Annotated in this window: 12 protein-coding genes and 1 other RNA gene; 1 reads left to right on the plus strand and 12 read right to left on the minus strand. The window is 69.4% G+C overall.

Annotation, left to right across the window (positions count from 1 at the left end; genetic code table 11):
* Positions 1–30: 30 nt before the first annotated feature.
* From ABNX08_RS14350 to ABNX08_RS14395, 10 genes are all read right to left on the minus strand, one after another.
* Positions 31–843, minus strand: coding sequence for an ABC transporter ATP-binding protein (locus tag ABNX08_RS14350; protein WP_022535778.1), 813 nt, complete (start codon positions 841–843; stop codon positions 31–33).
* 132 nt (positions 844–975) lie between these two features.
* The gene (locus tag ABNX08_RS14355; protein WP_022535779.1) at positions 976–2,019 is read right to left on the minus strand and encodes an ABC transporter substrate-binding protein; all 1,044 of its coding nucleotides are present in this window, start codon (positions 2,017–2,019) and stop codon (positions 976–978) included.
* A gap of 198 nt (positions 2,020–2,217) precedes the next feature.
* A complete protein-coding gene (locus ABNX08_RS14360) occupies positions 2,218–3,234 on the minus strand; it encodes a tripartite tricarboxylate transporter substrate binding protein (protein ID WP_022535780.1) in 1,017 nt (338 codons plus the stop codon).
* 75 nt (positions 3,235–3,309) lie between these two features.
* Entirely contained in the window at positions 3,310–4,278 is a 969-nt protein-coding gene (locus ABNX08_RS14365; RefSeq protein ID WP_022535781.1) for a hydroxymethylglutaryl-CoA lyase, read from the minus strand.
* Positions 4,275–5,471 (minus strand): CaiB/BaiF CoA-transferase family protein, encoded by a 1,197-nt coding sequence (locus ABNX08_RS14370; protein WP_022535782.1) that lies wholly within the window; start codon positions 5,469–5,471, stop codon positions 4,275–4,277. Before ABNX08_RS14370 ends, ABNX08_RS14365 begins: the two co-directional genes overlap by 4 nt.
* A gap of 189 nt (positions 5,472–5,660) precedes the next feature.
* Entirely contained in the window at positions 5,661–6,566 is a 906-nt protein-coding gene (locus tag ABNX08_RS14375; RefSeq protein ID WP_022535783.1) for a LysR substrate-binding domain-containing protein, read from the minus strand.
* Positions 6,567–6,633: 67 nt separating this feature from the next.
* The gene (recR, locus tag ABNX08_RS14380) at positions 6,634–7,248 is read right to left on the minus strand and encodes a recombination mediator RecR (protein ID WP_022535784.1); all 615 of its coding nucleotides are present in this window, start codon (positions 7,246–7,248) and stop codon (positions 6,634–6,636) included.
* Between the two features lie 8 nt (positions 7,249–7,256).
* The gene (locus tag ABNX08_RS14385) at positions 7,257–7,589 is read right to left on the minus strand and encodes a YbaB/EbfC family nucleoid-associated protein (protein ID WP_022535785.1); all 333 of its coding nucleotides are present in this window, start codon (positions 7,587–7,589) and stop codon (positions 7,257–7,259) included.
* 81 nt (positions 7,590–7,670) lie between these two features.
* The gene (locus ABNX08_RS14390; RefSeq protein ID WP_022535786.1) at positions 7,671–9,983 is read right to left on the minus strand and encodes a DNA polymerase III subunit gamma/tau; all 2,313 of its coding nucleotides are present in this window, start codon (positions 9,981–9,983) and stop codon (positions 7,671–7,673) included.
* 99 nt (positions 9,984–10,082) lie between these two features.
* Positions 10,083–12,569, minus strand: coding sequence for an adenosylcobalamin-dependent ribonucleoside-diphosphate reductase (locus ABNX08_RS14395; protein ID WP_022535787.1), 2,487 nt, complete (start codon positions 12,567–12,569; stop codon positions 10,083–10,085).
* 219 nt (positions 12,570–12,788) lie between these two features.
* On the opposite strand from ABNX08_RS14395, the gene ffs reads away from it, so the two are divergent.
* An RNA gene (gene ffs, locus ABNX08_RS14400) (signal recognition particle sRNA small type) lies at positions 12,789–12,887 on the plus strand.
* 174 nt (positions 12,888–13,061) lie between these two features.
* Here ffs and ABNX08_RS14405 read toward each other — a convergent pair.
* Both ABNX08_RS14405 and ABNX08_RS14410 read right to left on the minus strand, forming a co-directional pair.
* A complete protein-coding gene (locus ABNX08_RS14405; RefSeq protein ID WP_041681097.1) occupies positions 13,062–16,661 on the minus strand; it encodes a UvrD-helicase domain-containing protein in 3,600 nt (1,199 codons plus the stop codon).
* On the minus strand, positions 16,658–19,531 hold the full coding sequence (locus tag ABNX08_RS14410) for a PD-(D/E)XK nuclease family protein (RefSeq protein ID WP_022535789.1): 2,874 nt from the start codon (positions 19,529–19,531) through the stop codon (positions 16,658–16,660). Before ABNX08_RS14410 ends, ABNX08_RS14405 begins: the two co-directional genes overlap by 4 nt.
* Between the last annotated feature and the right edge of the window lie 110 nt (positions 19,532–19,641).

Raw genomic sequence — 19,641 nt, forward strand, 5'->3', positions numbered from 1 at the left:
TGAATTCAGGTCTTGTTGTGATGGGAAGGCTCAGGCCACCTTGAGCTGCTGGGCATAGCCCTTGAGCACTTCTTCGCGCAGCACGTCCCAGATCGCGGCGTGCAGCTCGACAAAGCGCGGATGGTTGCGGATCTCGGCCACGTCGCGCGGGCGCGGCAGGTCGATCGCGAACTCGCCGATCGGGTGCGTGCCCGGGCCGGCCGACAGCACAACGACGCGGTCGCTCATGGCGATGGCCTCGTCCAGGTCGTGGGTGATGAACAGCACCGCCTTGCGCTTGGCGGCCCACAGCTCGAGCACCTCGTTTTCCATCAGCTGGCGGGTCTGGATATCGAGCGCCGAGAACGGCTCGTCCATCAGGATGATGTCCGGATCCAGCACCAGCGTCTGCGCCAGGGCCACGCGCTTGCGCATGCCGCCCGAAAGCTGGTGCGGATAGCGGTCGCCGAAGCCGCCCAGGCCGACGCGGCGCAGCCATTCCTCGCCCTGCTGCACGGCCTCGGCGCGTGCCACGCCGCGGAACTCCAGGCCGGCGACGACGTTATCCAGCGCGCTGCGCCAGGGCATCAGCGCCTCGGTCTGGAACATATAGCCGGCGCGCCGGTTGATGCCGCGCAGCGGCTCGCCGAACACGCGCACCTCGCCGCTGGAAGGCCCCAACAGGCCGGCGCCGACGTTCAGCAGCGTGGACTTGCCGCAGCCGGTCGGGCCAACCACGGAAACGAACTCGCCGGGCTGGATCGACAGCGTGACGTCCTTGACCGCGGTATAGCGCTGGCTGCGGTCATCGCGCGAGACAAAGGTGCAGGTGACCTTGTCGAGGGAAAGTGCGGGAATGCTCATGGTGAACCGTCTCAGTCCCGTCGTGGCGGCGCCAGGGGTGCGGCGCGGGCGGGTGATGATGGATGGGCCGTCAATGCCGCAAAGCAAAGGCCCGCTGCGGGCAGCGGGCCGATGATATCGACGGCAAGGGTATTACTTGTACTTGGCGTTGGCCTTCTGCACGAAGGCGTTGGTATAGGTCTCTTCCAGCTTGATCGACTTGCCCTTCAGCTCGGCGTCGAACTGGCCCAGCGCGTTCAGTGCGGTGCGCGGGCCGTCGGCAGGCATGGTGCCGTCCGGCGAGATCGCTTCCTTGACCTTTTCCCACGCGGCCAGGTACAGCGCGCGGTCACCCAGCAGGTAGCTTTCGGGCACGGTCTTGACGATATCCGACGGGCCCGCCTTCTGCAGCCACTTGAGCGCGCGCACCATGGCATTGGTCAGCGCCTGCGTGGTGTTGGGGTTCTGCTGGATAAAGGCCTGCGAAGCATACAGGCAACCCGACGGCATATTGCCGCCGAACACCGCCTGGGTGTCCTTGAGCGTACGGGTGTCCGAGGCGACGCGCACTTCATTCTTCTGCGTCAGCATCGAGATCACCGGATCCAGGTTGGCCATCGCATCGATCTGGCCCGAACGCATCGCGGCCACCGCGCCGGCGCTGGCGCCCACGCCGATGAACGACACATCCGACGGCTTGAGCCCGGACTTGGCCAGCACGAAGTTGGCCATCATATTGGTCGACGAACCCGGCGCGGTCACGCCGATCTTCTTGCCCTTCAGGTCGGCGATCGACTTGAAGTTGGGCATGGTCTTGTTCGACACCACCAGCACGATCTGCGGGGCGCGGCCCTGTAGCACGAATTCCTGATAGCGCTGGCCCTTGGCCTGCAGGTTGATGGTGTGCTCGTACGCGCCCGAGACCACGTCGGCGCTGCCGCCTACCACGGCCTGCAGCGCCTTGGCGCCACCGGCGAAGTCGACGATCTCGACCTCCAGGCCTTCTTCCTTGAAGTAGCCCAGGCGCTCGGCGATGGTCAGCGGCAGGTAGTAGAAGAGGTTCTTGCCGCCCACTGCGATGGTGACCTTAGTCTTCTCCGGCTTGCCCTGCGCCTGCGCATGGCCGAAGGTGAACCAGCCGGCCAGGAACAGCGCCAGCGCGATCAGGAATTGTTTCCAGAATTTCTTGTTATACATGCGTATCTCCTACCCGTTTGGACTGGAACGGCAACGCGGCCGAAGCCATGGCAAGGGGGCGCGCCGCCGTGCGGCAAGTTGCGATGCTACTGGGAGGAACGCGGGTCCGCATCGGTATCAATACCTAGCGAATCCGGCCCGACAGGCAAACCCGCGAGCTTAGCGCCCTGACCTTTCGATCACCTTGCCGCGTCCTTCCTATTCGGCGTGGATGTTGGCGGACTTGATCACCTTGGCCCAGCGCTCCAGCTCAGCCTTCTGGTATTGCGCCAGTTGCTGCGGGTTCATGTACTTGGCCTCGGCGCCCAGTTCCTCGGCCTTCTTGCGGAAGGCTTCGGTGCGCACGATCTTGTCGATCTCGCCGGTGAGCTTGTCGATCACCGCCTTGGGCGTGCCCGCCGGCGCGTACATCGCGAACCACGACGACACATCCAGGTCAGGGTAACCGGCCTCGGGCGCCGACGGCACGTCCTTCAGGCTGGGCAGGCGGGTCTTGCTGGTGACCACCAGCGGGCGCAGCTTGCCGGCGGCGATATGGCCCATTAGCGGCGGCGGCGTGGTCATGGTCAGGTCGACCGAACCACCCAGCAGGTCGGTCATGGCCGGGCCGGTGCCCTTGTACGGCACGTGCGTGATTTTCGTGCCGGCCATCTGGTTCAGCAGCTCGGTCGAGACGTGCTGCAGCGAGCCGTTGCCCGACGACGCGTAGTTGAGCTTGTCCGGGTTGGCCTTGGCGTACGCCACCAGTTCTTTCAGCGATTTGACCGGCAGGCCCTGGCGCACCACCAGCACCTGCGGCGCCGACAGGATATTGGCCACGGGGGCAAAGTCCTTGACCGGATCCCACGACAGGTTCTTCACCAGCAACGGCGTAATCACGTGAAAGCCCGAGTATTGCAGCATCAGCGTGTAGCCGTCCGGCTTGGCCCGGGCCACCAGTTGCGCGGCGATGCCGCCGTTGCCGCCGGGCTTGTTGTCGACCACCACCGGCTGGCCGAGCGCCTTGGCCAGCGGCTCGGAAATCATCCGCGCCGCCAGGTCGGTGGTGCCGCCTGCCGCGGCCGACACCACCAGCGTCACCGGCCGGCTGGGGTAGCTGCCGTCCTGCGCCAGCGCGGCGGGCGCGAGCCATGCCGAACCCAGCACCGCCAGCGTGGCGGCCACGGCCTTGCGTCGTGCGGGCATGGCGAGCTTGTGTTGAAGGGCTTGCTTCATGAGGGTCTCCGTTATCTCTCAGGGATGCGTTTGTTCTTGTATTGGCGCGGCAATGTCGCCGCAGGGATCGACAGGCTATGGCTGCCCGGCGAAGTGCTCCGCCAGCCAAGCTGGCGGCTGGTGCGTGCGCAGGCGCGGGCCGGCGCTCAGCAACTGGCTGTGGATTTCGCGCCCGACCAGCGCCGGCATGCCGGCGACCACGTCGAGCAGCGCGCCCAGGTCGACGCCGGTCTCGACGCCCATGCAGTCGAACATGTGGACCAGGTCTTCGGTGCTGACATTGCCGCTGGCTCCGGGCGCATACGGGCAGCCGCCCAGGCCGCCGGCGGCCGCGTCGAAGCGCGTCACGCCGGTCTGCCATGCGGCCACGGCATTGGCCAGGCCCATGCCGCGGGTGTTGTGCAGGTGGATGGTCAGGCCGGCATCGGGTAGCGCTTCATGGAACGCCTCGCACAGCGCGGCGACCTGGTTCGGGTAGGCCATGCCGGTGGTGTCGCACAGCGTGATGCCGGCCGCGCCGGCTTCGGCAAAGCGCGTGGCCAGTGCCATCACCGCGCCGGCATCGACCTCGCCCTCGAACGGGCAGCCGAACACCGTCGACAGCGACACGTTGACCGGCACGCCGGCGGCGCCCGCCGCGTCGATCATCGCCAGCAACTGATCCTGCGACTGCTGGCGCGTCATGCGCAGGTTGGCGCGGTTGTGGGTCTCGCTGACCGACATCACCAGATTGACCTCGTCCGGCCGGCACGACAGCGCGCGCTCCAGCCCGCGCAGGTTAGGGACCAGCGCGGTGTAGCGCACGCCCGGGTGGCGCTGCATGCGGTGCATCAGCGCCTCGGCATCGGCCAGCGCGGGGATGGCGCGGGCCGAGGTAAACGAGGTGGCCTCGATGCGGGCAAAGCCGCAGGCCGACAGCGCGTCGAGGAAGGCGACCTTGGCGTCGGTCGACACCACCACCGGCTCGATCTGCAGGCCGTCGCGCGGCGCGACTTCATTGATCTCGACGCGGGTGGGACCGCTCAGTCTGGTGGCGGCGCTCATGCGATCACCTTGCGCGCGCGCAGGTCGGCGATGGCGGCGGCATCGAAGCCGGCCTGCTTCAGCACCGCATTGGTATGCTCGCCGAGCGTCGGCGCGCGGTCATGGATCGCCCCGGGGCTGGCCGACAGCTTGGGCACCACGCCCGGCACCTCGACCGTCAGCCCGCCGGCCGACGTCACCGACTCGATCACGCCGCGGGCGCGGTAGTGCGGGTCTTCGGCAATGTCCTTGACGGTATAGATGCGGCCCGACGGCACCTGCGCCTCACGCAGCACCGCCAACACCGATTCCACCGTCTGCGTGCGGGTCCAGTCGGCGATGGCGGCATCGATCTCGTCGACGCGCTTCACGCGGCCATCGTTCTGCGCCAGCGCCGGATCGTCGGCCAGGTCGGGCCGGCCGATGGCCAGCATCATGCGCTTGAAGATGGCGTCGCCATTGGCCGCCACCAGCACGTATTCGCCGCTGGCGCAGGGGTAGGCATTGGACGGGGCAATGCCTGGCAGCGCGCCGCCGGCGGGCTGGCGCACCGCGCCAAAGGCCGAGTATTCCGGCAGCAGGCTTTCGCTCAGGTTGAACAGCGACTCGTACAGCGCCACGTCGATGACCTGGCCCTCGCCGCCGCGCGCATCGCGCTGATACAGCGCCAGCAGCACGCCCATGGCGCCGTGCAGGCCGGCGATGGTGTCGCCCAGCGACAGGCCGGCGCGCACCGGGGCGCGGCCCGGCTCGCCGGTCAGGTGGCGCAGGCCGGCCATGGCCTCGGCCACCGCGGCAAAGCCCGGCTCGTCCTTCTTCGGGCCGGTCTGGCCGTAGCCCGACACGCGCAGCATGATCAGGCGCGGGTTGTCGGCATGCAGCACATCCCAGCCCAGACCCCATTTCTCCATGGTGCCGGGGCGGAAGTTCTCGATCAGCACGTCGGCCTCGGCTGCCAGCTTGCGCACCAGGGCCTGGCCTTCCGGCTGGCGCAGGTCGATGCAGATCGATTCCTTGTTGCGCGACTGCGCTTCCCACCAGACCGAAGTGCCTTCGTGCAGCATGCGCCATTTGCGCAGCGGGTCGCCCTGCCCCGGCGGCTCCACCTTGATGATGTGGGCGCCGAAGTCGGCCAGGGTCTTGGCCGCGAAGGGGCCGGCGATGAGTTGTCCGAGTTCGAGGACGCGAATGCCCTCGAGGATCTGTTGCGCCATGGGGTGTCTCCGTGCGATGCTGTGTTTTGTTGCAGTGCGGCAGCTGGTGCCGGGCTTGGGAGCCCGGCGCGCCGCGCTTGGCATGGAACGGAGTGTGCCCCAGCGGGGAGCCCGCTAGGAATCGGCAATCGGTGAAGCGGGCTTTCTCGGAACGCGAAAGGCTCCAGAGGGCGCCTCAGCGCCCGGGCGTCAGAACGGCGCCCGGTCCCCGCACAGGTGGGTAATCAGCAGCCGCGCCGACACCGTCAGCCCGGCCGGGTCGCGCAGCCCGATCAGCAGCGAGCGACGCGCCCAGGCGTCCTGCAGCGACACCAGCGACAAGCCCATCGACTTGACGTGCGGCTCTGCGGCGATGCGCGGCAGCACGCCCACGCCCAGCCCGGCCATCACCATGCGGCACATGGCGTCGAAGCTGCGCACCTGGATGCGCAGGCGGAACGGCCGGTCGAGCCGGCTGCTCTCCTCGAGCAGGCGCGCGGCCAGCGAGGTCTCCTGCGGCAGGCTGACGAAGTCGAATTCCAGCGTATCGGCGTAGCGCACGGGGCCGCGCGCGGCCAGCGGATGGTTGGGTGGGGTGATGATGACCAGCTCGTCCTGCCGGTACTCGATCGTCATCAGCCCGGCTGCAGGGGTGCGGTCGGCAAAGATGCCGACGTCGGCGCGGTTCTCGACCAGCGCGGCGACGATGTCGCGACTGTTCTGCTCTTCCAGCTCGATGCGGATGGTCGGATGGTGCTGCATGAACGACGCCAGGTCGTCCGGCAGGAATTGCGTGATCGCCGAGGTGTTGGCACACACGCGCACCTGCCCGCGCACGCCGGAGGCATAGTCCGACATTACGCCGGCCATGCGCTCGACGTCCTGCAGGATGGTCAGTGCGTGGTGGAAGCAGGCCTGCCCGGCCTCGGTCAGTTGCACGCCCGCGGCATGGCGGAAGAACAGCGGCGCGCCCACCGCGGTTTCCAGGTCGGAAATGCGCTTGCTGGCGGCGGCCACGGCCAGGTGCGACTGGCGCGCGCCGGCCGAGATGCTGCCCTGCCGGGCCACGGCCACGAACAAGCCAAGCGTGACGAGATCGAAGCGGGCCAGGTTCATTGGGCAGGCAGGGAGGCGGAGAATTCCGATGAATGGCGCGCGGGCGTGCAGCCCCGCGCGACCCGGCTCAGAGGTTGCGGCGGTCCATCACCGCGCGGGCGATGGTGCCGGCGTCGACGTATTCCAGCTCGCCGCCGACCGGCACGCCGCGCGCCAGGCGCGATACCTTCAGGCCGCGTGCCTTCAGCATTTCGCCGATGTAGTGGGCGGTGGCCTCGCCTTCGCTGGTGAAGTTTGTGGCGACGATGACTTCGCCGACGGGACCGCCCAGTTCCGGCTCGGTGGCGCGCGCCAGCAGCCGGTCCAGGTGGATCTCGCGCGGGCCGATGCCGTCCAGCGGCGACAGCCGACCCATCAGCACGAAGTACTTGCCGCGGTAGGTCAGCGTCTGCTCGATCATGACCTGGTCGGCCGGCGTTTCCACCACGCACAGCAGCGAGCCGTCGCGGCGGTCGTCCAGGCAGGTCGCGCAGATCTCCTGCTCGGTGAAGGTGTTGCAGCGTTCGCAGTGGCGGATATGGTCCGCCGCGCCGCGCAATGCGTCGCCCAGCTTGCGCGCGCCCTCGCGGTCGTGCTGCAGCAGGTGGTAGGCCATGCGCTGGGCGGACTTGGGCCCGACGCCGGGCAGCACCCGCAGCGCCTCGACCAGTGCCTGCAGCGAGGTGGGCGACGAAGCCTTCACGGTAGTCTTCAGAACGGCAGCTTGAAGCCCGGGGGCAGCGGCAGGCCCGAGGTCATCGACCCCATCTTTTCCTGCGTGGTGGCTTCGGCCTTGCGCACGGCGTCGTTGAAGGCGGCGGCGACCAGGTCTTCCAGCAGCTCCTTATCTTCGCCCTCGGCCATCAGGCTGGGGTCGATCGTCACGCGCTTGACGTCGTTCTTGCAGGTCATGACCACCTTGACGAGTCCGGCGCCGGACTGGCCCTCGACCTCGATCTGGGCCAGCTGCTCCTGCATCTTCTTCATGTTTTCCTGCATCTGCTGGGCTTGCTTCATCAGCCCGGCGAGTTGACCTTTCATCATGATGGGACGCTCCTGGATTCGGTAAGAAATTCGGTGGTGGAAATTCGGTAAGGCAAGTGCCTGCGGTCTGCGCGGGCCCGGTCAGGCGGCGCGCGGCTGGATCGAACCGGGCACGATCTGACCGCCAAAGTCGCGCAGCAGCCCCTGCACGAAGGGATCGGCCTCGATCACGGCCTCGGCCTGGCGCTGGCGCTCGGCACGGGCCTCGGCATCAGCCGCCGCCGCGGTGACCGAGACTCCGCCCACTTCGCAGGCTACGCGCACCGGCTCGCCGAAGTGGTCGCACAGCGCCTGCTGCAGCCGCTCGGCCACGCCGTTCTCGCCCAGGGCCGCGACCGGGATGCGCAGGTGGAAGGTACGCCCGACCACCTGTGTCAGTTCGCTCTGGTAGGCAAGTTGCTGCGCCAGGCCCTTCAGTGGCAGGCCGGCGGCCAGTGCCGGCCATTCGCCGCTGAAGACCGGCGGCGTGCCGTCTTCGCCGGCTGCGGGCGGGCGCGGGGCGACGTACTTGGCGGGCTCGGGCGGGGGCGCGGGTTGGGCGGCTTCGCGCACCGGCTCGGCTTCACGCGCGGCCGGGCTTGCTGGCCGTGCCGCGCCGTTGCGCGGGGCGGCACGCACAACCGGTTCGCTGAAGCCGTTGTCGCTATAGCCCGGGTCGCTGTCATAGGGACCGATGACCGGCAGGTCGGGCGGCAGGTCTTCCCACGGCGGCACATCGCTGCCGCCTGCCATTTCCCATGGCGGCACCGATTCCGGTTCGGGCTGGCGCGCGGCAGGCTTCGGCGCGGGCCTTGCGGCAGGCGCGGACGGTTGTGGCGGGGCAGGCTGTGCAGATGCTTGGGCCGGCGGCCTGGCGGTCGGCGCTGCCGGGCGGCTTACTGCCGCGGCGCCGGGCGCGCGCAAGGGCTGGGCCGGCGGGCGCTGCGCGGCGGCGGGCGCTGCCGGCATGGCCGGTGGCGGCGCGTTGCGGGCACCGCCGCGGGCGGCGGAGGCCTGGCGTGCGGCAGCCAGCGCGGCGCGTGCCGGCGACATGGCAACGTCAGGCGCAGGGCGTGCCGGCGCGGCGGGTTCGGCGACCGGTTGCGGCTGTGCGGCGGGTGCCGGCGCGACGGGTTTTGCCGCGGCGGGCATCGCCGCTGCCGTCGCCGGGGCTGCCGGGGCCGCCGTGACGGGACTTGCCGCGGCGGTCGCATGACGGGTTTCGGCAGGCCCGGCCGCCAGCGCCGCGCTGCGCGGACGCGAAGGCGCGGCGCCGCCCTGCCCTTGTGCCGACACTGGCGACGGCTCCGGCGCCGACGACGGCCGGAACGCCAGCATGCGCAGCAGCGTCATGGTGAAGCCGGCGTACTCGTCCGGCGCGAGCGCCAGCTCGCTGCGGCCGAGGTTGGCGATCTGGTAGAACAGCTGCACTTCCTGCGCATCGAACACGCCGGCCAGGCGGCGCACATCGTCCGCTTCGGGCCATTCGTCCTGCACCGAGGCCGGCACGGCCTGCGCCAGCGCCACCTTGTGCAGCAGCGAGCCCAGGTCCTGCAGCGCGCCGGCGAACGACAGGCTGCGGTCGGCCATGGCATCGGCGATGCCCAGCATGGCGGCGCCGTCCTCGGCGGCCAGCGCGTCGAGCAACTGCACCAGGTAACCCTGGTCGATCGCGCCCAGCATGCCGCGCACCGCCTCTTCGGAGACCTGGCCCGCGCTGTAGGCGATGGCCTGGTCGGTCAGCGACAGCGCGTCGCGCATCGAGCCGTGCGCGGCCTGCGCCAGTAGGCGTAGTGCATTGCCGTCGTGGCCAATGCCTTCCTGCGCCAGGATATGGTCCAGGTGCGAAACGATATGCCCGGGCGGCATCTGCTTGAGGTTGAACTGCAGGCAGCGCGACAGCACCGTGACCGGGATTTTCTGCGGATCGGTGGTGGCGAGGATGAACTTGACGTGCCCGGGCGGCTCCTCCAGCGTCTTCAGCATGGCGTTGAAGGCGTGGTTGGTCAGCATGTGCACTTCGTCGATCATGTAGACCTTGAAGCGCCCGGTGCCCGGGGCGTAGACCGCCTTGTCGAGCAGTTGCGCCATCTCGTCGACGCCGCGGTTGGAGGCGGCGTCCATCTCGATGTAGTCGACGAAGCGGCCGCTGTCGATCTCGGTGCAGGCCTTGCACTGGCCGCACGGCTGCGCGGTAATGCCGCCGTTGCCGTCAGGGCCGGTGCAGTTCAGGGCCTTGGCCAGGATCCGCGAGAGCGTGGTCTTGCCGACCCCGCGCGTACCGGTGAACAGGTAGGCATGGTGCAGCCGCTGTTGTTCCAGCGCGTGCGTGAGCGCGCGGACCACGTGCTCCTGGCCGACCAGCGTGGTGAAATCCCTGGGGCGCCATTTGCGCGCTAGAACTTGATAACTCATGGCGGCGATTGTAGCAAATGGCGACCGCCCGGAGCCTGCCGGGGCCCCGGACTTTGCTGCTTGCCAGGGAAGCCAGCCGCCAGGGCCCCGCCGCAGGCTTCAGCCGCACTCGCCCACGTAGCCGCAATTGGCGCATTTCGCACAGCCGTCAACCTTGTGCAGGGCGTGCGCGCCACACTCCGGGCACGGCTTGCCGGTGCCGACGCCAGGTGTGACCACCCCGGCGCCGGCCTGGACGCCAGCGTCCACTTCGGCGGCAAGCGCCGCCGTGCCGCCCTCGCGCTGCGCCAGCCGCACAGCCAGCGCCGCCACCGGCACCTGCCCGCCCTCGGCATCGAGGAAGCCGCGCTTGATCAGGATGCGCTGCAGCGCATAGCTGAGCGCAGCCACCTCCGAGTCATGGAAGCGCGGCACCTCGGTGCCATCCTGGCGCACCAGCGTACCGTAGCGCACCGTGCCCTTGTCCCACACCACGTTGCGCATGTCGGCCAGCGCCTTGGCCACCGAGCCGCCCGAGCGCGCCACCATCGACAGCAGCCGCATGGTGGAGGTGATCCACTGCTGGCCCTCGCTGCGCTGCCCCGCCGGCATGAAGAACTCCACCGGGCGCTCGATCGCCACCGGCTTGCCTTCGACCACGCCGGCCACGCGCATGAAATTGACAGTCAGGTAGACGGTCTTGTGGCCTTCATAGGTCAGGTACTCGACCTTGGAGGTCACGCCTTCCAGGTCGCCGACGGGCCGGCTGTTGAAGGGGCGCACCAGCGGGTTGTCGTCGGCCACTGCCGCGGCTGGCGCTGTCGGCGCCTCGACCGACAGCACGGCGCCGAGCACGGAATTCGGGCGGTAAGTCGCCAGGCCCTTGAGCCCGGCCTGCCACGCCTCGAGGTAAAGATTGCGGAAGGCTTCATACGGGTAGTCCTCCGGCACGTTGACTGTCTTGCTGATGCTGGTGTCGATATAGGGCTGCACCGCCTCCAGCATGCGCATATGATCCAGCGCCGACATTTGCAGCGCGGTGACGAACGCGTCCGGCAACTGCGCCATATCAGACCCCATGTGACGGTAGAGCCTCCAGGCGTGGTCCGCCACCTCGAAGCTGCGGTAGCTGTTGTCCGGCATCCGCTTGCGGCGGTTATAGGTCCACGAGAACGCCGGCTCGATGCCGTTGGAGGCGTTGTCGGCAAAGGCGAGCGTGATGGTGCCGGTCGGTGCGATCGACAGCAGGTGCGAGTTGCGCAGGCCATGGCGCGCAATGGCGTCGCGCACGGTCTCGGGCAGCCGGCTGGCAAACCCGCTCTGCAGGTAGGCGTTGGCATCGAACAGCGGGAAGGCACCCTTCTCGACCGCGAGTTCGGTCGACGCCAGGTAGGCCTCGTCGCGCATGCGTTCGGCGATCTGCGCCGCCAGCTTGCGCGCCGGTTCGGTGTCGTAGCGCAGGCCCAGCATCACCAGCGCGCTGCCAAGGCCAAGGAAGCCCAGGCCAACGCGCCGCTTGGCGTGGGCTTCGGCCTGCTGTTCCGGCAACGGCCAGAAGGTCACGGCGAGCACATTGTCGAGCATGCGCGTGGCCACGCGCACCACCTCGGCAAAGGCATCGAAATCGAACTGGGCCTGCGACGAGAACGGCTGGCGCACGAAGCGCGTCAGGTTGATCGAGCCCAGGCAGCAGCAGCCGTAAGGCGGCAGCGGCTGCTCGGCGCAGGGGTTGGTGGCCTCGATGCGCTCGCAGTAATAGAGGTTGTTGTCGGCATTGATGCGCGACAGGAACAGGATGCCAGGCTCGGCATGGTCGTAGGTCGCCTGCATGACCTGGTCCCACAGGTGGCGCGCCGGCACGCGGCGGTAGACCCACTGGCCGTCGTCGCGGCGATAGGCGCCGGCGGCGATCATGTCCGCGCCGGGCTCGGCTTCATGCACCAGCTCGACTTCGCCGTCGGCCTGCACCGCCTGCATGAATTCGTCGGTGACGCCGATGGAGATATTGAAGTTGCTCAGGTCGCCCTTGTCCTTGGCGTGGATAAAGCTCTCGATATCGGGATGGTCGCAGCGCAGCACGCCCATCTGCGCGCCGCGGCGCGCGCCGGCGGATTCCACCGTGGCGCAGGATGCATCGAACACCCTCATGAACGATACCGGCCCCGACGCGCGCGAATGCGTGGCGCGCACCAGCGCGCCGGCCGGGCGGATCGCCGAGAAGTCATAGCCCACGCCGCCACCGCGGCGCATGGTTTCGGCGGCCTGCGCCACCGCGGTGTAGATGCTGGGGCGGCCTTCGCGTGGCTCGGACACCGAATCGCCCACCGGCTGCACGAAGCAGTTGATCAGCGTGGCCTGGATGCCGGTGCCGGCCGCTGAATTGATGCGCCCGGCCGGCACGAAGCCGTTTTCCTGTGCCCACAGGAAGCGCGCGCTCCAGGCCTCGCGCTGGTCTTCCGGCTCGGCCTGCGCCAGCGCGCGCGCGACGCGCTGCCTGACATCGGAGATGGTGCGCTCTTCGCCCTTGGCGTATTTCTCGATCAGGACTTCGGTGGAGATTTCCTGCGGCGCCATGGCACCGCGAATGATCTGGTCGTTTGCGTTCATGTCTTGGCTCACCACGCTGTGCGGGTTGGGTGGATCGTTGTTTCTGCACGCACTTGCCTGCGCGCTGCGCCGCGCTGCCCGCGGCGGCCTGTCATGGTCAGGCCACAGTGGCCTGGCCCGCCTGCGCAAGATCAAGCCGCTGCATCGCCGCGCCCAACGACCCACCGAGGCAAAGGCAAATTCGACGGGACCTGCCGGTCTGGGTTACAATGCCGCTCGGACGGGCCTCCTCGCATGGTGGCGCGGTCAACCTGGTCAGGTCGGGAACGAAGCAGCCACAGCCGTTTTCCGCCAGTGCCGAGGGTCAGGCTCGTCCACCTCTACTTTCCCCTTTGCAGTACCCTCCCCCACCTTCGCAATACCCATCGGATCCGGCACGCGTTTCGTCGCTTGCAGCGCAGTCCCTGTCACTTTAGTACAGCGGGCCGGCGGCCGTGCGCCGCAAGGCCCATTTTGCGCCGATTTTTCCACCCTGTCCGGCGCACAATCCGTTCAGAACAACGAGCCTTGCTGTGCCAGCATGGGCTGCACCAGGCGCTCGGCCGGAATCCACTCGCCGTCCGCCGTGGCCACGCCGGCCTCGATGCGCTTGCCCGGGAACATCGGCGCGACCGCCGCCACATAGCGGCCCAACTGCGCGCGATAGGCGGCATGCTCCTGCGGCAGCAGACGCAGCTTGTAGTCGACGATCACCACGCGGTCCTCGAATTCCACCAACCGGTCGATACGCAGCAGCCGGCCGCGCGCATCATAGAGTTCGACTTCGTTGCGCGCCTCGCCCGCCGTCAGCAGCGGTGCGAGCGCAGGTGCTTGCAGCATTGCGCCTACCGCCTCCACCGCCTCTTCCACCTGTTGCCGCCACGCCTGCCGTGCCTGTTCGGTGTGCGCGCCCGACAAAGGGAACCAGCGCAGCACCGTATCCATGTCCGGAACGCCCGCAAAGGCTTCCGGATAGCGGGTCAGGCGCTCGAGCAGCGCGTGCACCAGTTCACCGTGGCGCGCGGCTGCGGCGTTGAAGACGATGCCGTCGTCCTCGGCTTCAGGCGCGCCCTCTTCCTCGAACGCAATCGACTGGCCCTCGTCGACCGCATCGCGGTAGCGCAGCCGGAAATCGGTGAAGCGCACCGGCTCGCTCAGGCGCGCAAGCGTCGGAGCGCGGTTCTGCGCATCGGCTTGTTCGCCGGGATAGGCCGGCACCATCTCGCCGACGCCGGCGGCCTGCAGCCGCACATACCAGCTGCCTGCGATCTCGGCATTGGCATCGCCTGAACTGCTGCGGCTGGCGCGGCCCTTGACGCCGCTGACCAGCAGGCCCTGTTGCGCGCGCGTCATGGCCACGTACAGCAGGTTCCAGTTCTCGCGCTCGGTGAGCGCCACCTCGGCCTCGAACAGCGGCGCACGCGCCAGCCCGCGCTCGCTGCGCTTGCCGTAGGCCGAGAAATGCCGTGGCACCGGCGACGACGGCGGCCAGTCGACCAGGATGCCGCCCTTGTCCGCGGCGGGCTCACTGTGGTTGGCGTCCAGCAGCACCACGAACGGCGCCTCCAGCCCCTTGGCCGCGTGCACGGTCAGGATATGGACCGCATCGAGGCCGGCATAGGCGGGATCGTCCTCGGCCGGCTCGACGTCTTCGGCGCTCTCGCCCATGCCGCCTTCGTCCGGGCTTTCGCCCTCGTCGCCGCGGCGGATTTCCTGCAGTTCGTCGATGAACTTTGGCAGGCTCGGATAACGGCCGCCGTCGAGGTCCAGCGACAGCTTCAGGAAGGCATCGAGATTGGCCAGCACCTGCTCGCGGATATCGGGCGGCGCGGCCTCGGCATAGCGCCGCCGGACTTCGCCGCCATGGAAAATCTGGTCGATCAGGTCATGCACCGGCTGGTGCGGCGCGATGCGCAGCCACTGGCGCAGCCGCGGCACGCCTTCGCGCAGCGCGTCCGACACGTGTTCAGGCAGGCCACCTGCCTCGATCCGCGACCACCAGCTGCCCTCGCCTTCGATCTGCGCCATCGCTACCAGGTCATCATCGGTGGCGCCAACCAGCGGGCTCTTGAGCACGTGGGCGAGGTCCAGGTCCGATTCCGGCGTCATCAGGAACGCCAGCAGCGCCGACAGGTCGAGGGCTTCGAGCGTGGCCAGCAGCCCGCCGCGGCGGGGGCTCAGGCACGGGATGCCGGCCTCGCGCAGCGCGCGCTCGTAGTCGGCCAGATGGGTCTTGCGGCGCACCAGCAGGTGCATGTCGCTCCAGCGCGCGGGACGGGTCGTGCCGCCTTCGTGGACCGGCACGTTGTCTCGCACCTGGCGCAGCCACGCGGCTACGCGCCGGCCTTCTTCCAGGCGCAGCGAATCGCCGGCCTGCCGGCGTGGCTGCAGCAGGGTGTCGCGATGGGCCGATGCCTCTTCGGCTTGCGCGTCGTCGGCGTCGTCCACGGACGCTTCCGCCTTGTCCTCCGGTTCCACCAGCGGCAGCAGCCAGACCGGGCCGCCGCCATCGGCAAGCGCCGAGGTCTGGGTCTCGTAGAGCGGATAGCGTCCCTCGGTGCGCGCCGCATCGAACACGGCATTGACCCAGTCCAGCACTTCAGCACGGTTGCGCCGCGTGCGGTTGGTGCGCAGTACGGTGGCGCCGAACGCGCTGCGCAGCATCTCGCCGGCCGCGCCGAACAGGCGTGCATCGGCACGCCGGAAGCGATAGATCGACTGCTTGGGGTCGCCGACCAGGAACACTGTCGGCCGCTCGCCCAAACCGGCATAACCGGCCAGCCAGCCCTGCAGGATGCGCCATTGCAGCGGGTTGGTGTCCTGGAACTCGTCGAGCAGCAGATGGCGGTAGCGCGCATCGAGCCGCACCTGCAGGTAGGTGGCGGTCTCTTCGTCGGACATCAGCCGCGCGGCCTGCCATTCGAGATCCGCGAAGTCCATCGCGCGCTGATCGTGCTTGTGCTGCTGGTAGCGCGTCAGCAGCGCGTCGCCGATGCAGAACAGCGCCTTGTTGATCGCCAGCACCGCGGCCTCGCAGCAACGCGCGCTGATATCGTCGAGCATTGCGCAGATCGACGCATGCTCGTCCATCAGCGCATCGACCATGCCTTCGCCACCGGCGGCCTTGACCAGCGCGGCGGTGCGCCGCAGCGAACGCGGCTCGCCCGCGGTGGTGAAGAACGCGGCGCGCAGCTGCGCGAACACGCGCTCGCACGCCTTGCCGGGCTGGGCGCCGCTTTCGCGCCAGGCAGTGATCGCCATCAGCGCATCGGTGATGCGGGTGGCGTGGGTCTGTTCGGTCTTGCCGCCGGCGCCCAGGCGCAGCGCCAGCGTTTCGCAGGCATCGCGCCAGCCTTCGTCGGCCAGCGCCTGCAGCAGGACGTCGCCCTGCGCGTCTTCGCCGAGGCAATCGGACAGCGCCTGCATCGGGTCGCCGCCCTCCTGCATCGCCCACCATTCGCTACGCGCGTGGAACATGGCGTCTAGCAGCGCGCGCGCCTGGAAGTCGCCGACGGTATCAACCAGCGTTTCCCAGGCGGCGCGCAGGTCTTCGTATTGCGGCGTGGCTAGCGCGCGCCAGACCGGGGCCCAGGCTTCGCGCTTCATGCGCAGCGCGTCTTCGCGCAATGCCGCGCCCGGCACGATGCCCGACGCCAGCGGCGCGCCGCGCAGCAGTGTGCCGAACCAGCCGTGGAAGGTGTCGATCGCCATGCGCCCGGGCGCGGCCAGCACCTGCGCGTGCAGGCCGCGCGCGCGTGGCAGCGCATCGCGCGCGGCCTCCGGGGTCAGGCCGCGCTGCACCAGCGCGGCGACCACGTCCTCATCGCTGTCGCGCGAGAGTTGGGCCAGCACTTCCAGCAGGCGGTCGCGCATCTCTTCCGCGGCCTTGCGCGTGAAGGTAATCGCCAGGATCTCGTGCGGCGCGGCGCCGGCCAGCAGCAGGCGTACTAGCCGCGCCACCAGCAGCCAGGTCTTGCCGCTGCCGGCGCAGGCCTCGACCACGACCGAGCGGGCGGGGTCGCAGGCCGCGCGTGTGAACTCGGCCTCGGAAACCGGGTTGCCGTCGCGCTGGTAGGGCTGGACCTGGGCGTGGAGTGGATCGTGGACCATCATGATGTCAGCACCGGCACGGCGGTGGATTCCCAGAAGCCCTTGCGGCACAGGCCGCGGGCGGTGCAATACAGGCAGGCGGAGGCATCGCCGAACGCGGGCAGCTTCGCGCCCTGGCGCAGGCGCATCACGTCGTTGCGCATCTGCCGTTCCAGCCAGGTGACGGCGGCTTCGAAATCGGGCAGGCCGACTTCGCGCTGCGCGGCCGGGGTGCCTTCACGGGCGCCCTCCAGCGAGACCCAGCTGCCGCCGACCGCGTCAGCCCGCAGCAGGCCGTAGAACGGCAACTGGCAGTCTTCCTCGACTTCGGCCAGCTTGCGCTTGAGCCGGGTGGCGCTTTGGGTCTTGTAGTCGAGCACGGCGTGCGCGCCGTCCGGGCCCTGGTCGAGCCGATCGATACGGCCGGTCAGGCGCAGCGGCTGGCCGTCGGGCATTGGCAGGTCGATGCCCGCGTCGAGCTCGCCGCCGCGCCAGAACCAGCCCTCGGCCTCGCGCGCGGACTGCCAGGCGACGTAGGACGCCATCACCTCGCGCCAGCGCCGGTAGTAGGCAATGGCATTGCCGTCCTCGGCCATCAGCGCGCCGAACACGTCGTCGGAGATCTCGCGCAGGCGCGCGAGGCGCTGCGCTTCAGAGAGCGTCTCGCCGCGCTCGCGCCGCGCCTGCAGATCCTTGTGGTAGCGCAGCAGAACGCGATGCAGGTGTTCGCCGATCTCGCGCTTCTCCAGCTCGTCGCTGACCGTTTCAAGGCCGGCCAGGCCCAGCATGCGGCCGGCAAAGAACTGGTACGGGCAGCGGCGCAGCATGTTGTAGGCCTGCGCGCTCCAGCGCACCGGCACCAGCTCCGCCGCGGCCTCGGGCGCCGGCATGCCGCGGACATCGGCAAACGTCTCGTGCGCCTGCGGTGCGGCGTTGGCCTCGATGCTGACACCACTGCGCGTGCAGCACGCCGCCAGCCGTTCGATCCAGCCCGACACATGGTGCGGTTCGCCGCGGCTGCCGTAGCGTTGCCACGTCATCACCACGTCGGCGTTGTTCAACAGCACTTCGGCGAGGTCGCGCGCCTGTTGTGCAAAGCGGGCCTCGCGGTCTTCCAGGTCCAGCTCGCGCCGCATCTGGTTGGAGAAGAACATTAGCTCGGCGGCACTGGACGGCAGCTGCGCGTCATCGCAGCCGACGATCACCACGCCCTCGAAACGACGCATGCGTGCGCCGTTCAGCGGCAGGATGGTGATGCGCGCCGGGCCGCTGGCCGAGGGCTCTTTATAGGCGACCGATTCGAGCAGCGCCGCCAGCATCGCGCGGAATTCGCCCTGCGACAGCGTGGCATGCCCGCCGGTCTCGTCCTGCGGCAGCTCCTGCAGCCGCGCCAGCGCATCGAGCAGCTGGCTGCCGGCATCGTCAGCGGCCAGCGCCGTACGCATGCCAAGCGTGTCGAGCATGCCGTCGAGCCGTTCCAGCCAGGTGGCGAGCGGATGCTGGGCGAGGCCGCGCGGCCAGCGCGCGGCCTCGTCGGCGAGCAAGGCGATCAGTCCGCGTGCCGCGCTGCGTGGCGCTTCGCCCGCGTCCTCCTCTTCGGCAGACGCTTGCGGCACGGTTGTCGGTTCGCTGCCGAACAGTTGGCGCAGCCGCGCCCAGCCGCCGGTAATGCCTTCGCGGCGTACCTGGCGCTCCAGCAGCGCGATGGCCAAGCCGCGCTTGGCAACATCCGGCAGGCAGAACGGGCTCTTGAGCAGGTCGAGCAGCGCGGCGGTATCGCCGTCGCGCACCAGCAGGTCGAACCAGCGCATCAGCGCGGCGGCGGCGCGCGTGGTGGACAGCTTCCAGCCGGTCTCGTCGCGCACCGGCGCACCGGCGCGCGCCAGCAAGGCGCGCGCGCGCCGTGCCACCACGCGGTCGTGCGCGACCAGCGCGACATTGCGGCGGCCTTCGTTGAGCCACTGCACCAGCTGCGCGGCGGCGGCCGCGGCCTCATCCTCGAAGCGCGCGCTGCCGACCACGCGGATGGCGGGTCGTTGCGGCGGCAGCGCGGGCATGGCGGGGAGCGGTGATGCGGCTTCGGCGTTGTCGGTGTCGTTGGCGATTTGCGCTTCCGGCCAGAGCGCCAGCAGCGTCTGGTACCAGTCGGCATCCGTCTCGCCCTGCCCGGTCCAGTCATAGCCGACCTGCATCACCGGCACCAGCTCGGCGGCATCGCGCAGGAACGCGGCTTCCAGCGGCGTGGGCGGCGTCGGGGCGATCCAGATCACCGGGCCGCGCAGCTGCTGCGACAGCTCGCGCAAGGCGCGGCGCCGCGCGGGCAGCGGATCGTCCGGCCCGGACAACGCCTGCCAGAATGCCAGCACGATGCGCGCCTCTTCGCCGAGGAAGCGCTCCGACAGGTGCGAATAGGTCCGCTCCAGCGCCCCTTGCAGCAACCCGGCGCGGTCGTCGCCATCGATCTCGTCGTCGCGGATGGCAGCGTCCTCAAGCCAGCGCGCATTGAGTTCGTCGCAAATCGCAAGCAGCGTCTGCGACAGCCCCCACGCCGCGGTCTCGTTCTGCGCGCCGAAGGCACGGCGCAGCCAGTCCTGCCCGCGCACCGCCTGTTGCACCGCCAGCAGGCGTGCGGCATGGCTGCGCACCGGCGTGCCGTCGGGCGGCAGGTCAAGCAGCCAGTGGCCCAGCGTCAGCACGCGCGGCAGCAGCCGCGGGCGGCCCGCGGCGCGCGCGGCTGCATCCAGTGCCTGGCGCACGCCGGGGATCTGCGCGGCGGTAGGCACCACCACGTGCGCGCCGGCCTCGGGCGCGCCGCAGCGGTCGAGGAGATACCAGGCAGCGGCAGCCGCCTGGTCGAGGAAATCAGGGCCAGGGCGAAAGCGTAGCGACGTCATTTGGCGCAAGCGGGGCGCGTGGGCCGCAGTCCGGCATGGCTGCGGGGACTGCGTCGGTCGGAGAAGGTGTCAGGCAGCAACGAAAAAAATACAGGGTCGCCGCCTGCCGG

It is taken from the genome of Cupriavidus sp. DF5525, assembly GCF_040149425.2.
Lineage (GTDB): Bacteria > Pseudomonadota > Gammaproteobacteria > Burkholderiales > Burkholderiaceae > Cupriavidus > Cupriavidus pickettii_A.

Coding starts and splice junctions, on each gene's coding strand:
- ABNX08_RS14350 (WP_022535778.1), bottom strand. CDS start 843: ATGAGCATTCCCGCACTTTCCCTCGACAAGGTCACCTGCACCTTTGTC.
- ABNX08_RS14355 (WP_022535779.1), bottom strand. CDS start 2,019: ATGTATAACAAGAAATTCTGGAAACAATTCCTGATCGCGCTGGCGCTG.
- ABNX08_RS14360 (WP_022535780.1), bottom strand. CDS start 3,234: ATGAAGCAAGCCCTTCAACACAAGCTCGCCATGCCCGCACGACGCAAG.
- ABNX08_RS14365 (WP_022535781.1), bottom strand. CDS start 4,278: ATGAGCGCCGCCACCAGACTGAGCGGTCCCACCCGCGTCGAGATCAAT.
- ABNX08_RS14370 (WP_022535782.1), bottom strand. CDS start 5,471: ATGGCGCAACAGATCCTCGAGGGCATTCGCGTCCTCGAACTCGGACAA.
- ABNX08_RS14375 (WP_022535783.1), bottom strand. CDS start 6,566: ATGAACCTGGCCCGCTTCGATCTCGTCACGCTTGGCTTGTTCGTGGCC.
- ABNX08_RS14385 (WP_022535785.1), bottom strand. CDS start 7,589: ATGATGAAAGGTCAACTCGCCGGGCTGATGAAGCAAGCCCAGCAGATG.
- ABNX08_RS14390 (WP_022535786.1), bottom strand. CDS start 9,983: ATGAGTTATCAAGTTCTAGCGCGCAAATGGCGCCCCAGGGATTTCACC.
- ABNX08_RS14395 (WP_022535787.1), bottom strand. CDS start 12,569: ATGAACGCAAACGACCAGATCATTCGCGGTGCCATGGCGCCGCAGGAA.
- ABNX08_RS14405 (WP_041681097.1), bottom strand. CDS start 16,661: ATGATGGTCCACGATCCACTCCACGCCCAGGTCCAGCCCTACCAGCGC.
- ABNX08_RS14410 (WP_022535789.1), bottom strand. CDS start 19,531: ATGACGTCGCTACGCTTTCGCCCTGGCCCTGATTTCCTCGACCAGGCG.